Here is a 17,156-nt window from a genome sequence, read left to right as displayed (position 1 = left end):
AAGGATATTTAAATGAGAACCTATCTACTCGAAGACATATACGAAACTGACCTCAAAAAGATTTCCGATGCACTAAAAGAGCTGGAATTCACAGGTGGTCTGGATGATCTTTTCTACATTCCAGTTCCAAATGATCTTCTACAAGATGAACAAAAAGAACATCTAAATGAATGCGGCCCCTATTTCATGGCGCTCGAAATGACAGAAGGCGCAATTAGCGTTGAATTGCTAGTGCGAGGACGCAATAAGTTACGTTGCTCCTGCGTTTGCTATGCAACAAAAGAACAGCGCAACCATATGCTTGATTACATCGATAAATTTATTGATGATCTTGAGATCTCTTTATAGCTATTTCGCCTTCAGCTGGTCCAAAGGAGCCAAGCCCCCTCTGGACTCCTATTTATTTTAAGAGGGTTTAAGCCGCCGGAGGCACAAATGGCACCACTACCAAAATCATTACAGGAACTAGACTCTGCACAAGCTCGTTTATGCCTCGATATTGAGAAGTTCGGTAATCTTAAATCTGATATTAATTTTGCGTCAAAGAAAGTTCTTGTAGCTGTCTCAGGCGGAATTGATTCAGCTGCATTGTTGATTATATCTACCCTGCTTGCCAGAAAATCTGGTGGCAGGGTTTTTTGTGCACATGTGGATCATAATTTGCGCAGTGTATCAGTTGAAGATGCTGTTTTTGTTGAAAAATTGTGTGCAGATCTTGGTGTAGGTTTTGAGAAGAAAAGTGTAGATGCTAAAGGTTATGCCGAACTTAATTCGATTGGACTTGAAGAGGCTGGGCGTATTTTGAGGTATGATTTCTTCAACTACTGCTTGAAGAAATTTGATGCTGATTTTTTGTTGCTAGCGCATCACCTTGGAGATTTGTGCGAAGATGTTGTGATGCGCCTTATTCGCGGTACTGGGTGGCCCGCTCTTGCGGGGATGGATGCTTATGATCCGGATCGAAAGCTCTTACGCCCTCTTTTGGAGACGAATAAGCGGCAACTTGAAACATTTCTTAAAAGTATAAAATGTTCGTGGCGCGAAGATGAAAGCAACAGTTCTAATAAATATACCCGCAATAGGGTCCGAAATAATATTATTCCACTTTTGCTTAATGAGAATCCCAGTTTTGGAATAAATGTCGCTAGGCTTAAAAATCAGGCCGATTTGGATCAGGATTACTGGGAATCAGAAATCAGTAGGTGTTTAGATCAAATTAAGCGCCTTGAAGATGGGTCTTTTTTCGCACCTTCGAAGATTTTAAAGCAATGTCACCCTGCTTTGAGGTGCCGGTTGTATAAAAAAATTATTGAGCTTTTAGGTAAAGGACATGCCCTCGCTGATTCTATAAATCTTCTGGAAAATTCGTATGTTGCAAAGAAAACAGGATCTGTATTCCAATTTCCATCTAACAAGACTGCGACCATCACCAAGCAAGGTATAGTGTTCAAATTTTCTCAGAGATATTGACAGTTAATGGATCTCGGATTAGAGCTTGTGAAATTTGTTACTAATTCTTTAGGAGGACTACAGATGAATATTCTTATTTTTGGACCAAACGGTAGTGGTAAAGGAACTCAGGGCGCACTAGCTAAGAAAAAATTTGAACTTGATCACATTGAATCAGGTGCAATTTTCCGTAAACACATTGGTGGCGGAACTGAGCTTGGAATGAAAGCTAAAGCATTCATCGAAAAGGGCGAGCTCGTTCCTGATGATATTACTATTCCAATGGTTCTAGACGTTCTTCAGTCTTCCGACGAAAACGGCTGGTTGCTTGACGGTTTCCCACGCTCCATCGTTCAGGCTCAGAAACTTTGGGAAGCTCTTGAAAAAGACGGCGTAAAACTCGATTACGTTATCGAAATTCTTCTTCCTCGCGAAGTAGCTAAAAACCGCATCATGGGTCGTCGCCTTTGCGAAAATGATCCTAACCACCCTAACAACAAATTCATCGACGCTATTAAGCCTGAAGGTGATGTTTGTCGCGTATGTGGCGGTGCTCTTACTGAGCGTGCTGACGATCAGGACGGTGACGCAATCAACAAACGCCACGACATCTACTACGATGAAACTACTGGTACTGTTGCAGCAGCATACTTCTACAAAGATCTCGCAGCTAAAGCTGGATTCAAGTACATCACACTTGATGGCGAAGGCACAATCGATTCTATTAAAGAAACTCTTATGGCTCAGCTCGTATAATCCGGTTTTTACCAGATTGCATTATAAAGCCCCCCTACCGCAAGGTAGAGGGGCTTTTTGCTGGGCAACTAAAAAGTTTTGGGATGCTTAAACCCTTTTCGCAAAGAGGTTTAAGCCGCCGGAGGCATCACAAGCCAATCTTTATTAAAGCAAAAATATTCCGGCAAGTCCAAGTAGTGATAGAAATCCTAAACTGTCGGTGATGGTAGTAAGAAATATTGAAGAAGCCTGAGCTGGATCACGTCCAAATTCTTTTAGAATAATCGGTATAGCTCCGCCAACTACTGCTCCTATGAGCATGTCTATAAATAATGCGCCGGACATTACCATTGCTAGTGCGGAGTTGTCTGTCAGTAGATACACAGCCAATAGAACTAGTAACGATATGCAGATACCGTTAGCAAGGCCGATTTTTAGTTCGCGAAAAACAGCCTGCCATGATTTTTTACGATCGAATGATTCTGTGGCAAATTGCCTAATCATAACGGCAAGAGCTTGTTGTCCTGTATTTCCTGCTTGATTCGCAACAATTGGCATAAGAACGGCCAAGATCGCCATTTTAGCAATATTTGCTTCAAATAAATGAACCACCCACGCTGATATGGCAGAGTTCGCAACGTTAATCACCAGCCACGGCAGCCTTTTCTTTACGGAATAGGTCCACGGTGAATCGGTGGTTTCATCCGTACCCGCACCAACCATGGACTGCATGTCTTCGCTGGCCTCTTCATTAATGATGTCGATAACATCATCAACTGTGACCACGCCAAGCAGTCTGTGATCAAAATCTGTAACAGGCATTGCGAGAAAATTGTAATGACCAATAAGTTTAGCCACTTCTTCTTTGTCGACCTCATAGGTGACAGAAATAAGATGCTGATTGTGAGTGAGTTCTTTGAGCTTTTTACCGGGCTGCGAAATTAGAAGATCGCGTAAGGATACAGCTCCGGTCAAATGGTGACGGCTATCAACAAGGTAGGCGTAATAAGGAATACTTTTGTCTTCAACTTCTGCGCGGATCGAAGCAATAGCTTGGTCCACAGTGAAATCTTCGCGAAGAATTGCTACTTCGGTATTCATAACACCACCAGCTGTTTCGGGATCAAAGGTAAGAAGAGTCGAGATTTCTTCTCTATCTTCAGCTTTAATCTGACGTAACAGACTTTCGCGCAGATCATCATCAAGGCCTTCAATAATGTCAGTCGCATCATCTGGAGACATGAACTCCAGAATGCGGGCAGCCATTCCTATATTAAGCCTTTCGATCAGTTCTCGCTGGTCGTATTTTTCCATCTCAGCAATGGAATCGGCGGCAGCACTAATTGGGAGCTGCTTAATGAACTTAACCTGTTCTTCAAGCCCCAATTCTTCAATGTGATCAGCAGCATCCGCAGGATGCATTGCATCAATAACCCGCTGGTCAACTTGCCCAGCGAGTCCTTTACCGCTTTCTTGCCATTTTCTGAGTGGTTCAGGTATACCTTTTGCCTTACTCATGGCGCTCCAACTATCCCAAATACAACTAAAGGTCAAAATTTCTTAATACATCTTTTTTACGAATGTTCTTTGTGAAATCCTTATCAGGCCTTGTGTCCATTGAAAAAAACGGATACCAAAATGTTAGCACAATCGTAAGTTAATTGTTTAAAATAATTATAGGTATAATATGAGCGAAAATAAATTTGACACTTTCTTTCAGGCTGAAGCTAAAATGTTTCTTATGGCTACAATCAGAGTTGCTTTAAGCGAAGATGGTCCAGACCTAACTTCCCAAGGTGTATTTGAACCTGATGATATTGCAAATGCACAGATTATTGCGAAAGAAGATACAATTATCGCAGGCCTTCCACTCATCCCGCTTATCCTAGAATTCACAGATAAAGATAAAAAATGTAAGATTCACCTCAATGTTAATGAAGGTGACAAAGTTTCTGCAGGTACGCTCGTTGCTGCTATTCAGGGGCCTGCCGTCCTACTTCTTAAGGCAGAAAGAATTATGCTTAATTTTATATCTCATCTTTCTGGTATTGCGACTCTTACCAATAAATATGTTCAGGCTCTTGATCATAGTGAAACTATCCTTCTCGATACTAGAAAAACTATTCCGGGACTTCGTTATCCTGAAAAATATGCGGTATTGGTTGGTGGTGCTCAAAATCACAGGCTGAACCTTGTAGAAATGCTGATGCTGAAAGATAATCATATCGACCGTGCTGGATCTATAACTCTAGCAGTCAATAAGCTCCGCGCTAAGTATGAGCCCTGCCCTCCTATCGAAGTTGAATGCAGAAATCAGAAAGAAGTGGACGAGGCTGTGGCTTGCGGAGTTGAACGTATTATGCTTGATAATATGACCTTTGATGAAGCTAAAGCTTCCGTAGCAACTATCCCTGATTCAATTGAAACTGAAATCAGCGGGAATGTGACTCTGGAAACAATTGCCAAACTTGCTGAGGCCGGGCCGGACTTTATTTCTGTAGGAAGAATCACACACTCTGCAAAATGTTCAGATTTGAGCATGCAGATATTCGCAGCTTAAGGTAAATAAAATGTATTCTAAAATAATTACCGATTTAAGAGAGAAGTACGGAAAGCGTCTAGCAATACTAGGCCACCACTACCAGTCTGATGAAATTATAGCTCACACAGACCTTGCAGGTGATTCACTTGAGCTTGCTCGTCAGATTGATAAACTTGAAGCTGAATACATCGTTTTTTGTGGTGTTCATTTCATGGCAGAATCAGCGGCTATAGTTCGCAAAGATAATCAGAAAATTTACATTCCAGATGCTAAGGCGGGATGCGTCATGGCAAATATGGCTCCTGCCGATCTGGTTGATAAGGTTCTGACGAAAATTTTGAATGAAAGTGGCAGAAAAATAATTCCACTGGCTTACGTCAACACTCCTGCGGCAGTTAAAACCGTCTGCGGTAAACATGGCGGTTCGGTTTGTACGTCAGCTAATGCTGTTAAAATGATGAAATGGGCACTTGATCAAGGTGATGGTGTTCTTTTCCTTCCTGACAAAAATCTTGCATTTAATACTGCTGATAAACTTGGCATTCCAGAAGAAAAAAGATTATTGCTTGATATCCGCAAAAATGGCGAAAATCTTGATGTCAGTGAAACTCTTGATAAGCAGCTTTTGGTATGGCCCGGACTTTGTGCGATTCATCAGAGGTTTAAACTTTCCCAGATTGAAAATCTGCGCATTCAGCATCCCGGTTGCAAGGTTGTTGTTCATCCTGAATGTCCGCCTGCACTTGTTCAGGCGGCTGATGGAGATGGTTCAACGTCCTATCTTATCAAGTATGTATCTGAATCTCCTGCGGGATCGACCATAGTTGTTGGGACTGAAACCAATCTGGTCTACAGGTTAGCTCAGTTGTTTCCTGATAAAAAAATTATTCCATTAAGTGTAAGTTTTTGTAGCAGTATGGCTAAAATTACTGAGAAAAAACTTGCAGAGCTTCTCCAGAATATCGAAACCGCTGACTTTGAAGATGTTTCAGATGAAATTAGGGAGCCTGCGAAAGTTGCTCTTGAAAGGATGCTTAAAGTCTGCGCGTAATCCCTTGTACCAACCTATAGCCGGAAACCTTAAAGGCAACCGTCAATTGAGATAAATGACATGCAAGAAAACCGTATGAAAACCGAAGTGTTAGTTATCGGGGCAGGAATTTCCGGATGTATTTCCGCTTTAACAGCAGCAGAGAAAGGCGTTGAAGTCATTCTGCTGACTCAAGGTGAAGATCTCTTTACCGGAAACACCCGGCTTGCCCAGGGTGGTATTGTTTATACGGGGCCTGAGGATTCTCCAAAAATTCTTGAGAATGATATTCGCACTGCGGGCTGGAATTATAATTACTCAAAAGCTCTTCGTACCTTAACTAAACATGGCCCTGAGGCGTTAAAGCACATTCTTCTTGATAAATACCCTGTTCCTTTTGCCCGTGAGGAAGATGGTGAATACAGCCTTACTAGGGAAGGTGGCCATGCCGTGCAGCGTATCCTATACTGCGCGGATCATACTGGGCAATCTATTATGGAAGTCCTTTCAAAAGCCGTTATATCTAATCACAATATAACAGTGTGCACTCAGCGCACCGCAATTGATATTTTAACAAATCATCACCATGCCAAGTCTACTGAAATGAGATATTGTCTCAGTAATAAATGTCTTGGAGCATATGTATATAATGAGTCAATCAATGCGGTTGAAACAATACTTGCCAATTACACAGTCTTGGCAACAGGCGGACTTGGACAGATTTATCTGCATACCACAAATTCTACCGGGTCTATCGGGTCCGGCATTGCCATGGCTACCAGAGCCAAGGTCAGAGTAATTAATTCTGAAATGGTTCAGTTTCACCCCACAGCATTTTATCAGGGTGCACGGTCAAGAGCTAGTCGCAGATTCCTAATTTCAGAGGCTGTCCGTGGAGAGGGAGCAAAGCTTATAAATTGTTATGGTGAAGCTTTCATGCCTCGCTATGACCCTAGAGCTGATCTTGCTCCGCGTGATATTGTGACCCGTTCGATTCAGGAAGAAATGCTCAGGACCGGTGAAGAGTGTGTTTATCTGGACGCTGCTAACCACGTTGACCACAATCTTTCAAAAAGATTTCCAACTATTTTCGGCAGGTGTGCTGAGGCTGGTATTGATATGGATTCAAAGCCTATTCCAGTGGTTCCTGCCGCGCATTATTTCTGCGGTGGTGTTCTTGTTGACGACAAAGGAAAAACGACCCTTGATAGACTGTACGCTGTTGGTGAATGTTCCTGTACCGGAGTTCATGGTGCGAACAGACTTGCCAGTACCTCGTTGCTTGAGGGGCTATTGTGGGGATATAACGCTGGTAAAGACATCGTTGCGCAGGCTGCCAGAAAGTCCAGTCTTTCTAGAAAGCTGATGGATTCTATACCAGATTGGGATAATTCCAGTACGAACACAAATGAGGATCCTGCTCTGATTGCTCAGGATTGGATGTTGATTCGAAGCATTATGTGGAACTATGTAGGGATTACAAGATCCTCTGCTCGCCTTAGTCGCGCCATGTATGACTTGCAAAACCTAAACAGGGATCTACGTTCATTTTACAAGAGAACTCCCCTGAGCAGGCCGATTGTAGACTTATTTCATGGTTGTCAGGCTGCTCTTTCAGTCACAGCCGCTGCATCTAAAAACAAAGAGAGTCTTGGTTGTCATTATAGGGTTGATTAATACAATCAATTATTCCAAATAAAAATGGCCTTGAACTTTTCGTTCAAGGCCATTTTTATTTGGAATTCTAAAATTTGTTATGAATAGGTTTGATAACCGGAATATTTTTCACGAGGAATTGCATAGAAAACGCTTTCATCTGAACTCAGTGAATAGTGTCCAATCTTAAAAACATAATCTTCAAGGTGATCCATTAGCATAAGTGGGGTGTCTATAAATTGTTTTTTTGAGTGGTAAAAACAAATTGCAAGTTGAGTTCTACTTGCAACGATTAAATCAATAGCCCCTTCTAACATTGGAATTTCGGCATTTTCAATATCACAAAACAGAAAATCTAATTTTTTAAGCGAAATATTTTGGGCTTCGTCATTTAGTGAGCATAGGTTAATTTTATCTTTACCATCATTGCTAACATTTGAATTTACGCAACTAGCAGATCCATTGGCTATAAAAGTAACTTGCTTAGAACTATTCCATAGCCCTTTTTCAATTAACTGAAATTTTTTAGAATCATCTAATTTTTTAGAATTTGAAATATCTAGTGAACTTGAGCCGAGTGGTTCAAAACCAAACAGTTTGATAAGTTTGGGGCAGTTTTCAATCATAAAAACAGCCTCTCCCCCATCGTAAACGCCACCTTGTACAGCATATTCTACAATTGAAAGATCAATAAAATCAAAATAGCTTACAGCGGTATTTTCAGGGTATAAAGATTTTAGATTATGGTGATCTTTAAATATTATACTAGGGATGCCGTCATCTGATGTTTTAATATAAGTTAAGGTAGAATTTATTGAGCGTGCATCGCAAAGATCTCCAAACAACCTTCTGTCATCTTCTGTTTCAAGCTTACTTGATATTTTATTTATTTTATCTTGAACTGAGGATAGATCTTTTGGAAAAAATACATATTTGAAGAATTTAGGCCATGCAAAAAAACCAAATTTCTTTATATTATTTGTATTAAGTACTTTTTGTATTTCAAGGAAATAAAGCGAGCAGACTATTGTTAAAGCAAAGTTGTCTTGTTGTTCTGCAAGTTCTTGCGGGGTAAGAATAGGTCTCTCAAGGAACTTTCCGGTTTTAAAGGTGTCAGCAAAAGCGGCAACCTTAACATCAGGCCTCATTGATTTTAGAAGCTTGTATGACTCTTCACCGCCCTGTCCAGTTCCATAAAGACAGATAGTAGCATTTAAAGGGATCTCATCAGGATGTATGTAGTTGATACTCGAAAAGTCCATATTATGATCTCCCTGTTAAATATAAAGTGTCATAGAGACATGATAAATATTTAATTAAAACAGCTTGCTAATAATATCGGAAATAGCTTGGTCAATCGATATGTATTAGATTATTTTCTCCAAAATTCAGGGACACAAAGGACAATAACGGTATAAATTTCAAGTCGTCCTAGGAGCATGCAGAAAATTAATGCCCACTTCCCTACTTCGGGAATATGAGAAAAGTTGTCAGTAGGTCCAACTGAGCCTATGCCCGGTCCGATATTGCCGATGCAGGCAAGTGATGCTGAAAATGCGGAAACGACGTCCACGCCTGTTGCCGCGACAACAAGACCGCAAATGACGAGAAGAGCTATCCAAAGAACCGCAAATCCAAGTATGTCATTCATTGTTTCAGGCTTAACAACCGTTTTGCCGAGCTTTACTCTGTTTACTGAGCGTGGGTGAATAATTCGGAATATCTCTTGGTAGGACTGCTTTAGAAGAAGCATGATGCGCAGGTGCTTCATACCTCCACTAGTTGATCCGGCACAGCCACCGAGAAACATACAAAAGAGTAGTAGTCCTTGCGCCAGCGCAGGCCAAATTTCATAGTCGGCGGTGGCATAACCCGTCGTACTCATAATTGAGGCAACTTGAAATGATGTATATCTGAATGTATCCGCAACAGTCTCGTAATCATTGGCAGCGTAAACCACGATTGTAACAATTACTGTGATTACGGCCGTTACAACACCAAAAAAGCGAAATTCAGGGTCACGCCATAATAGTAAAGGACGCCCTTTTAACATCTGGTAATGAAGGCTGAAATTTATTCCGGCAACTAACATAAAGAAAGTAATTACGTAATCAATATAGGCACTGTTAAAATAGGCTACAGAAGTATTTTTGGTAGAAAATCCGCCTGTTGCGAGTGTTCCGAAGGTGTGACAAAGAGCATCGAAAACATCCATACCACCAAACATAAGTAAGACAAATTCAATGCCGGAGAAAAGTAGATAAACTTTCCACAGTACTAGGGCTGTATCTTTAATGCGCGGCTTAAGCTTATCCGGCACTGGTCCGGGAACTTCTGCTTTATAAAGCTGCATACCGCCGACGCCGAGGAAAGGAAGAATAGCAAGCGAGAGAACAATAATACCCATTCCGCCTAGCCAATGAGTAAGACTGCGCCAGAAAAGTATTCCTTTCGCAACACTTTCAATATCATTCATTACTGACGAACCAGTTGTGGTAAAGCCTGATAATGATTCAAAAAAACAATCTACGTTGTTGGTGAAGACATCACCTAAATAGAATGGGAGTGAACCGAAAAAACCAGCCGCAACCCAGCCGAGTGCGACAATTGCCATCCCCTCTCTGTGACTTAGTCCTTTGTTCTCGTCTTTGCTGCGAAAACCATAGAAAAGCCCTAATCCACAAAGGCAAGAAATCACCATTGACTGGATTAAGGGCATTATGCCGGAGTCTTGGTAGTACAATGAAAATCCGAGAGGCATTATCATTGTAAGACCGACGCACAAAACGAGTGCTCCGATAATGTGCAGAACAACCTTCCAACGCATTAGTAATACTCCAACTTAGTGGTGAGAGCGTCTTCGATTGCTGAAATATTTTTGCGTGTTGAAATAATGAGCAGTCTGTCGTTCGGCTCAATAACCGTTAGACCTGTCGGGATGATAACTTCTTCGCCGCGCTGGAAGCATAGAATCAGAGTACCCTTCGGTAGATGAAGATCCATAATTGGTTTGCCTACGATTCCTGAGTTCTCTTGTGCAATAGCTTCAAGAGCTTCAGCTTCTTCCCCTTTAATGGAAACGGCAGAAATAACTTTACCTTGTCTGACAAAATGTAAAATAGAATTAATTGCGGAAAGTCTAGGGCAAACAAGATGATCAATACCAATCGGTTCAATCAGAGGAATGTATGCAAAATTACTGATGCGGGTAATTGTCTTGCGCGCTCCTAAATTTTTAGCGAGTAGGCAAGATAGAATATTCATCTCCTCATCACCAGTAACAGATATGACCATATCAAGGTCGCCGACATTCTCTTCTTTCAGTAAGTCTTGGTCCGTTCCATCGCCGTGTAAGACAATAATCCGGTCCAGATTCTCAGAAAGTTCAGCGCACCGTTCTGGGTCGCGGTCGAGAAGTCTTGTATGAAATTTTTTGTTATCGAGAGCTTGGGCAAGAAGAAGTCCAACGTTTCCGCCGCCAACTATAAGAACTTTACGAATTGGATCAGAAAGAATTCCAGCAAGTTTCAATAGTTTATCTTGCTGATCGCGAACACATGCAAAATAAACAATATCGCCTTCTTCAATTGTATCAAGACCACCAGGAATAATTAGTCTGTCTTCGCGTACTAAGGCCGCGATAACAACATCAACACCGCCGAGGTGTTCTTTGATGTTCATGAGTGTTACGCCAGTGAGCGGGCTTTCTTTCGGAAGCTTCACTCCGATAAGACGAACCTTACCGCCAACGAAGTCATTGATTTCGACGGCTCCGGGAACACTCATAACTCTTAATATGGATTCAACGACTTCTTCATCAGGATTAATAAGGGTATCAATTCTAAGATCACCTTCTGTAAACATCTCTGGATACTTTGTGTAGTCTTCATTTCTGATGCGAGCAAGTTTGATGATTTTTGGAGCGATGCGGTTCGCAAGAAAAGTAGAGATAAGATTGATCTCATCTTTATCAGTTACCGCTAGAAAAATATCCGCTTCTTGAACTCCGGCCTGTTCCAATATTTCTGGATTTGAGCCAGATCCAAGTATTGTCTGAACATCCAAAGTTTCAGAAACTCTGGTAAGAGCTTTTGAATTTTTGTCTATGACAACAACGTCTTTATTCTCACCGGATAGGCGGCGGGCAACATTAAACCCAACTTCACCGGCTCCAACAATTATAACCCTCAAAAGCTACTCCTCATCTAAAATCAAATAACACCTGAAAGCGAAAAAGTGAAAACACCTTGAAACCTGAAATTATTACGTCTTAATAGCCGAAATTCAGCAATATTGCCATCGACATTCTACTTAATAAATAGATCTATTTCAGTCAAACAGAAAAAGCCCGTTGCATTAAGCAACGGGCTTGATATTCTTTGCAAAAACAAGATGTTAAATGCGTTACGCCATCTTGTTGACTGCAGCGTGAAGACGAGAGATCCTACGTGCTGCACAACGTGCGTGGATTACTTTCTTTGTAGCTGCTGCGTCGAGAGTTGCTGTAGCTTTACGAAGAGTTGCTGAAGCAAGCTCAGTGTCGTTAGCTTCTACTGCTGCACGAACATCTTTTACAACATTTTTGATACGAGTACGTACCATGTTGTTGCGTGACTGACGAACGAGGCTCTGACGGTGTCTTTTGAGTGCTGATTTATGATTAGCCAAGGTATTTCTCCTGTATCTTAAATTTGTATTTCTTTCTCCGGACAGCCGGAGTTGCGTTCTAACAAAAACGGTCATTAACCAAAATCATTCGCTATTGTCAAGCTTTGATAGCACTTTTTAGTAATAAAAAATATAATAAAAGTTGAAAATAACAAGTGAATTATAAAAACGGACGACAGGTTAAACCTGTAGCGCGCCGAAATCGGCCAGTCTGCTCAATCTATCGACTAGAGCTTGGAGCAGATTAAGCCTATTAATTTTTAATGTTTCATCTTCGCTGATGACCATGACATTATCAAAAAAGTCATCCACGAATGGTCTTAATTCTCCAAGAATTCCAAAGAGATTCGTGAAGTCGTCATTATTCCAAAGTTCTTCGAAACGGGCCGCAGTATCATCGAGTTTGGTAGCAAGATCTTTTTCCTGTGGTTCTATAAGTTTTGCAACTTCGTAACCACCAGTTAAAACCAGACCTGCTTCACTACCCTGCTTTTTGATAATGTTGGATGCTCGCTTAAAAGTAAGCACCGCCTGTTCGAATCCATCTTCTTTCGCAAATTCAGATAAAGCTTCAACTCTAGCTTTAAGTGCAGTTACGTCTCTGAATCCGGCACCCAAAGCAGCGTCAACGACTCTTGTTTTATATCCCTGCCCAGTAAAGTAGGCACGGAGTCTGCTGGAAATGAAATCTCCAAGCTTTTCAAGAATCTCAGCTTTTTCAAGCTTCCATTTAATTTCCTTAGAATAACCTTCATAAGCAATGTCGAGTATTTCGAGGATGTCGACGCTTAATCCGTATTCCAGGATCATCCGGATAATACCAAGGGCTGCGCGCCTGAGAGCGTAGGCGTCGTTAGCACCGGTAGGTATTTTATTTAGACCAAAGCAGCCGACGAGCGTATCAGCTTTATCAGTCATGGAAATTATAGCTCCACCGAGGGTGGAAGGAACAGGGCTTTCTGGTCCGGCTGGAAGATACTGCTCGCTGATAGCTTTGCAGACAACTTCGTCTTCGCCGCGTTTAGCTGCGTAGATACCGCCCATAAGGCCTTGTAGTTTGTCAAATTCATTAACCATTTCAGAAACAAGGTCAGCTTTGGCAATTCTGCCTGCTCTGGCCATTTCGGTCTGCATGTCCGGGTCAACTTTTCCTGCTATCAGAGCGGCTAAGCGTTCCATCCTGCGGGATTTGTCACCCATGGTTCCAAGAGGTCCAAGGAATACAACATTTTCAAGCTTCTCAAGCCAGACACTGAATTCGGTATCAAGGTCTTTAGCCCAGAAAAAGCGACCATCTTCAAGTCTTGCTTTAAGAACTTTCTCCCAGCCCTTACGAACTAGTTCTATTTCTTTAGGAACAAGGTTCAAAGTACAGAGGAAGTGCGGAAGCAAGCCGCCGTCTTCTTTCTGAATACCGAAACATTTCTGATGGCTTTCCATGCTTGTAAGCAGAACTTCTTTTGGAAGTTCGAGAAAGGATTCATCAAAATTGCCGATGATAGGCATGGGGAGTTCAACAAGATTGCTGACTTCCTGAAGGAGGCTGTCTTTCCATACAACTGAACCGTTAAGCTCAGAAGCAAGTTTGTTGCCCTCTTCTTGTACCAATTCACCGCGTTTTTCGGGGGAAATGACAATAGAGCATTTTTCATCAATTATTTTGAAATAATCTGAAGCTGTCGGAACTTCAAATGGTCCGGGACCCATAACACGGTGACCGTATGTCAGGCGTCCAGAAGATAGCTCAGCCAGTTCAAAGTCAATAACGGTCTCACCGCATAGGCAAAGCAGCCAGCGCAGCGGACGACCGAAAGTGAAGTCTAGGCTGCCCCACTTCATCTTTTTAGGGAATGAAAGCTTTTTAATTGCTGTTAGGCAAATTTCTGGAAGAATATCTACTGTTTTAGCTCCACCGACAGTCTTTTTAGCTCCGAGATAATCACCTTTAGGGGTCTCAATGATATAAATATCTTCAAGAGTAATCCCTTGCGATTTTACGAAACCATCACAAGCTTTGGTTGGCTTTCCGTCAGCATCGTAAGCTATTCTTGCCGGAGGACCAGAGACTTCCTCTTCAACTTTTTTCTGATCAAGAGCTATGTCTTTTACAGATACAGTAAGTCTGCGGGGTGTTGCAAAAGCTTCAACTGACGCAGAGTCAATCATATTTTCGCTAAGCAGACTGCTGAATATATTTTTAATATCCTCACCCAAACGTGGAACGAAGCGGGCGGGCATCTCTTCAATACCTATTTCAAGTATAAAATCGGCCATATCAAATTCCGTTTTTTTTAATCGTTTTCAAGCATGGGGTAGTTCATTTCAGCGCGTTCTTCTGAGTAAAGTTTTGCCGCCGCTGAAGCCAAAGTACGCACTCTGCCTATATAAGTTGCACGCTCGGTAATGGATATTGCGCCGCGAGCATCAAGCATATTGAATGTATGAGAGCATTTTAGACAGTAGTCATATGCAGGGCGAGGAAGTCCTTCTTCGCACAGTCTCAAACTTTCAGCTTCATACTTATTGAAAAGGTCAAGAAGCATGGCCGAATCACTGAGTTCAAAATTATATTTGGAATTCTCAATTTCGTTCTGATGGAAGATCTGACCGTACGTAATCTTATCATTCCACATCAGGTCGTAGACTGATTCTACACCTTGTAAATACATACTAATTCTTTCGAGTCCGTATGTTATTTCGACGGTGACAGGGCTGAGGTCTATCCCCCCACACTGTTGAAAGTAGGTAAACTGAGTTACTTCCATTCCATTAAGCCAAACTTCCCAGCCTAGCCCCCAAGCACCCAGTGTTGGAGATTCCCAGTCATCTTCGACAAAGCGGATGTCGTGAGCTGCCTGGTCTATCCCAAGGGCTTCAAGGCTCTTGAGGTATAGGTCCTGAACATTGTCAGGAGATGGTTTTAAGACAACCTGAAACTGGAAATAATGCTGAAGCCTATTCGGGTTTTCACCATAGCGTCCATCTGTAGGACGACGGCAAGGTTCGACATAAGCAGCATCCCAAGGTTCAGGACCGATCACTCTGAAAAAGGTTGATGGGTTGAATGTTCCGGCACCTACTTCAATATCTAGGGGCTGAACCAAACAACAACCGTAATCAGACCAAAAGTTCTGTAACGTAAGTATAACATTCTGAAAATTCATTAAAATCCTCACATCTAGAAAAAAACTACACTTTCTATAGATTCATTATTAACAATTATACGCTGTGTATAAAGTCAAAAATGTCCGACTTATCAACAAATAACAACAGACTTTATTTAGACTTTATCAATATTTTATTATTTGAAAAAATCTAAAACAAAATGCAAATCAGTCTAGCCTACCAAATTAAGATTAGACTGTGAGCATTACTAAATTTTTCTATAACTACTTCCTTCCCAAACTAGGCCCATATGATAAGCCATGAATCTGTCCATGACTGCAAAGCATTCCTGCCTGATTTCATATGGGATGTTCAGAGACATCCAGTTCGCAGGCCCGGTATCCTGAATCCATGCCAGCGTACGAATCGTTCCGGAGCTGACAGTGTTCCCTCGCCTGCCGCTATCGCAGTCAGAGCAGATTATACCACCCTTTTCCACATCAAATACTACAGGACGAGAGCTGAAAAGAGGTTTGCCGCATAGTGAGCAAATTGTAAAGTCTGGATTGTACCCTTGTTCGAATGCAACCTTCGCTCTAAAAAATAACGGGAAAAAATCATCAGGCTCTGACTCTTCAATAGCATCAAGAGTTGCAGATAAAAGATCATATACTCTGCGACTACTTTCTTTCTCTGTTCCAGCTGATTCAATAAATTTTAAACAATTTGCCGCAAGCCCCATTTTACGAATATCTGTTCGTATTCCGGGATAACTTTTCATCAGGCTTCCTTCTTTAAGGACCTGATATGCTCCAGTCTTATTGCTTTCAATTTTGAAGAGAACCATCGAGAAAGGTTCTAAACAGCCACCGAATCTTTTCCGGCTTCTACTGCCGCCAAATGCGAAAGCTGTTTGCACACCTCTTGAGGCTGATAAAAATCTCACCCAGAGGTCATTTTCTTTAAATTTTCCTGTTTTAAGAATTAAAACTTTTTCTGTTGTTTCCATTTTTTAAGCACTGAAATTTCTATTCAGAAACAGGGAAATCAACAGTTTTTACTTTACCTTCAACAGCATTGAAAACGAAAGGTTTGCCGTTGTATGTAACATCAACTCCGCCGCCATTACCAAATTTTATCTTTAAGCTTTTGTCGTATGAAAGCAGCAGTGATTGTGATTTGTTAAGAACATACTCACTGCTTTTGCCATCAATTGAAACTTTAAGCCAGCAAGCCTGATTTGGCTTTGCTGTAATTACTACATTATTTCCCTGTACTTGTGCTACAGGAGTTGTAGTCGCTTCCTCTTCAGGAACTATTACGACTTCTTCAGCTTTAACTTCCTCGACAGCCTGAGCTTCAGTAGCAGCTTCCTGTTCTGACTCCTCGGCTTGAGTTTCAACTACAACTTCAAGCTCCTCACTATCCGCTTCAGAATTAGTTGCAACCTCGGGAGCTTCTTCAACTACAACTTCAACCTGATCGGTCTTACCAAAATCGAGTAAAGCATTGTCGTGCAGGTAATAAATAAATCCTGCTAAAACTCCAATCAAAACTAAAATCATCAATATAGATGCAAATGAAGATCTACTCGATTTTACTGAATAATCTTTTTGTGCTGAGTTGTTCTGATCAAAGCTGTTTTGCAAACTTTCTTCAGGCTCTTCATCGACAGAATAAAATTTCGAAAATTCTTCACCGATTTCTTCAGAATTAAGGCCTAGAACTTTCGCATAGTTCTTTATAAAACCTTTAGCGTACACCGGGTGAGGAAAATCTTTTTTATTGCCATCTTCAATAGCATATACATTCACTCGGCTAATTTTAGTAAGCTCCATGATCTGTTCTATGGTAAATCCTTGACGTTCTCTTTCCGCTTTTAGTCGGGAACCAAGCTCTTTTAAATCCATAAGGCCCTCGTATAATATACTGGCTGCTTCGATCAAAGATAAAAATCTTTGAAGTTGTTTT

15 protein-coding genes are annotated in these 17,156 nt (G+C 41.4%); 6 read left to right on the top strand and 9 right to left on the bottom strand.

Going from position 1 to position 17,156, the window contains the following annotated elements; genetic code table 11:
• The first annotated feature begins 12 nt into the window (after positions 1–12).
• The 3 genes from BR06_RS0114095 to BR06_RS20355 all read left to right on the top strand — a co-directional run bounded on the left by BR06_RS0114095 (position 13) and on the right by BR06_RS20355 (position 2,205).
• Positions 13–348: a hypothetical protein gene (locus BR06_RS0114095; protein WP_031484151.1), complete on the top strand. Its 336-nt coding sequence runs from the start codon at positions 13–15 to the stop codon at positions 346–348.
• 87 nt (positions 349–435) lie between these two features.
• A complete protein-coding gene (gene tilS / locus BR06_RS20360) occupies positions 436–1,470 on the top strand; it encodes a tRNA lysidine(34) synthetase TilS (protein ID WP_031484150.1) in 1,035 nt (344 codons plus the stop codon).
• A gap of 63 nt (positions 1,471–1,533) precedes the next feature.
• Positions 1,534–2,205: an adenylate kinase gene (locus BR06_RS20355; protein ID WP_031484148.1), complete on the top strand. Its 672-nt coding sequence runs from the start codon at positions 1,534–1,536 to the stop codon at positions 2,203–2,205.
• 144 nt (positions 2,206–2,349) lie between these two features.
• Here the strand turns inward: BR06_RS20355 and mgtE are convergent, their stop codons facing one another.
• On the bottom strand, positions 2,350–3,702 hold the full coding sequence (gene mgtE / locus BR06_RS0114080; RefSeq protein WP_031484146.1) for a magnesium transporter: 1,353 nt from the start codon (positions 3,700–3,702) through the stop codon (positions 2,350–2,352).
• Positions 3,703–3,871: 169 nt separating this feature from the next.
• On the opposite strand from mgtE, the gene nadC reads away from it, so the two are divergent.
• The 3 genes from nadC to nadB all read left to right on the top strand — a co-directional run bounded on the left by nadC (position 3,872) and on the right by nadB (position 7,433).
• The gene (gene nadC / locus BR06_RS0114075) at positions 3,872–4,744 is read left to right on the top strand and encodes a carboxylating nicotinate-nucleotide diphosphorylase (protein WP_031484144.1); all 873 of its coding nucleotides are present in this window, start codon (positions 3,872–3,874) and stop codon (positions 4,742–4,744) included.
• A 10-nt stretch (positions 4,745–4,754) separates the two neighbouring features.
• Positions 4,755–5,777, top strand: coding sequence for a quinolinate synthase NadA (nadA, locus tag BR06_RS0114070; RefSeq protein WP_031484142.1), 1,023 nt, complete (start codon positions 4,755–4,757; stop codon positions 5,775–5,777).
• A 75-nt stretch (positions 5,778–5,852) separates the two neighbouring features.
• Complete coding sequence (gene nadB, locus BR06_RS0114065; RefSeq protein ID WP_235727732.1) at positions 5,853–7,433, top strand: L-aspartate oxidase; 1,581 nt, start codon at positions 5,853–5,855, stop codon at positions 7,431–7,433.
• A 77-nt stretch (positions 7,434–7,510) separates the two neighbouring features.
• Here the strand turns inward: nadB and BR06_RS0114060 are convergent, their stop codons facing one another.
• The 8 genes from BR06_RS0114060 to BR06_RS0114025 all read right to left on the bottom strand — a co-directional run bounded on the left by BR06_RS0114060 (position 7,511) and on the right by BR06_RS0114025 (position 17,095).
• Positions 7,511–8,674 (bottom strand): FkbM family methyltransferase, encoded by a 1,164-nt coding sequence (locus BR06_RS0114060; RefSeq protein WP_031484138.1) that lies wholly within the window; start codon positions 8,672–8,674, stop codon positions 7,511–7,513.
• A gap of 110 nt (positions 8,675–8,784) precedes the next feature.
• Positions 8,785–10,239 carry a TrkH family potassium uptake protein gene (locus tag BR06_RS0114055; protein ID WP_031484137.1) on the bottom strand — a complete coding sequence of 485 codons (1,455 nt, stop codon included), beginning with the start codon at positions 10,237–10,239 and terminating at the stop codon, positions 8,785–8,787.
• Positions 10,239–11,603 (bottom strand): Trk system potassium transporter TrkA, encoded by a 1,365-nt coding sequence (gene trkA, locus BR06_RS0114050; RefSeq protein ID WP_031484135.1) that lies wholly within the window; start codon positions 11,601–11,603, stop codon positions 10,239–10,241. The genes BR06_RS0114055 and trkA overlap by 1 nt, the downstream gene beginning before the upstream one ends.
• Positions 11,604–11,816: 213 nt before the next feature.
• Complete coding sequence (gene rpsT / locus BR06_RS0114045) at positions 11,817–12,080, bottom strand: 30S ribosomal protein S20 (protein WP_031484132.1); 264 nt, start codon at positions 12,078–12,080, stop codon at positions 11,817–11,819.
• 180 nt (positions 12,081–12,260) lie between these two features.
• On the bottom strand, positions 12,261–14,354 hold the full coding sequence (gene glyS / locus BR06_RS0114040) for a glycine--tRNA ligase subunit beta (protein ID WP_031484130.1): 2,094 nt from the start codon (positions 14,352–14,354) through the stop codon (positions 12,261–12,263).
• A gap of 17 nt (positions 14,355–14,371) precedes the next feature.
• A complete protein-coding gene (gene glyQ, locus BR06_RS0114035; protein ID WP_031484129.1) occupies positions 14,372–15,244 on the bottom strand; it encodes a glycine--tRNA ligase subunit alpha in 873 nt (290 codons plus the stop codon).
• Between the two features lie 209 nt (positions 15,245–15,453).
• Complete coding sequence (gene recO, locus BR06_RS0114030) at positions 15,454–16,194, bottom strand: DNA repair protein RecO (RefSeq protein WP_031484127.1); 741 nt, start codon at positions 16,192–16,194, stop codon at positions 15,454–15,456.
• Positions 16,195–16,213: 19 nt separating this feature from the next.
• Positions 16,214–17,095 (bottom strand): helix-turn-helix domain-containing protein, encoded by an 882-nt coding sequence (locus BR06_RS0114025; RefSeq protein ID WP_031484125.1) that lies wholly within the window; start codon positions 17,093–17,095, stop codon positions 16,214–16,216.
• Positions 17,096–17,156: the final 61 nt, after the last annotated feature.

The organism is Maridesulfovibrio frigidus DSM 17176 (genome assembly GCF_000711735.1).
GTDB classification, from domain to species: domain Bacteria; phylum Desulfobacterota; class Desulfovibrionia; order Desulfovibrionales; family Desulfovibrionaceae; genus Maridesulfovibrio; species Maridesulfovibrio frigidus.
The sequence above is the reverse complement of the archived record's forward strand: the minus strand, read 5'-3'. Positions and strand labels throughout refer to the sequence as shown.

Excerpts from the sequence above, each read along its gene's own strand:
- BR06_RS0114095 (WP_031484151.1), top strand. The coding sequence starts at position 13 with ATGAGAACCTATCTACTCGAAGACATATACGAAACTGACCTCAAAAAG.
- tilS (WP_031484150.1), top strand. The coding sequence starts at position 436 with ATGGCACCACTACCAAAATCATTACAGGAACTAGACTCTGCACAAGCT.
- BR06_RS20355 (WP_031484148.1), top strand. The coding sequence starts at position 1,534 with ATGAATATTCTTATTTTTGGACCAAACGGTAGTGGTAAAGGAACTCAG.
- mgtE (WP_031484146.1), bottom strand. The coding sequence starts at position 3,702 with ATGAGTAAGGCAAAAGGTATACCTGAACCACTCAGAAAATGGCAAGAA.
- nadC (WP_031484144.1), top strand. The coding sequence starts at position 3,872 with ATGAGCGAAAATAAATTTGACACTTTCTTTCAGGCTGAAGCTAAAATG.
- nadA (WP_031484142.1), top strand. The coding sequence starts at position 4,755 with ATGTATTCTAAAATAATTACCGATTTAAGAGAGAAGTACGGAAAGCGT.
- nadB (WP_235727732.1), top strand. The coding sequence starts at position 5,853 with ATGAAAACCGAAGTGTTAGTTATCGGGGCAGGAATTTCCGGATGTATT.
- BR06_RS0114060 (WP_031484138.1), bottom strand. The coding sequence starts at position 8,674 with ATGGACTTTTCGAGTATCAACTACATACATCCTGATGAGATCCCTTTA.
- BR06_RS0114055 (WP_031484137.1), bottom strand. The coding sequence starts at position 10,239 with ATGCGTTGGAAGGTTGTTCTGCACATTATCGGAGCACTCGTTTTGTGC.
- glyS (WP_031484130.1), bottom strand. The coding sequence starts at position 14,354 with ATGGCCGATTTTATACTTGAAATAGGTATTGAAGAGATGCCCGCCCGC.
- glyQ (WP_031484129.1), bottom strand. The coding sequence starts at position 15,244 with ATGAATTTTCAGAATGTTATACTTACGTTACAGAACTTTTGGTCTGAT.
- recO (WP_031484127.1), bottom strand. The coding sequence starts at position 16,194 with ATGGAAACAACAGAAAAAGTTTTAATTCTTAAAACAGGAAAATTTAAA.
- BR06_RS0114025 (WP_031484125.1), bottom strand. The coding sequence starts at position 17,095 with ATGGATTTAAAAGAGCTTGGTTCCCGACTAAAAGCGGAAAGAGAACGT.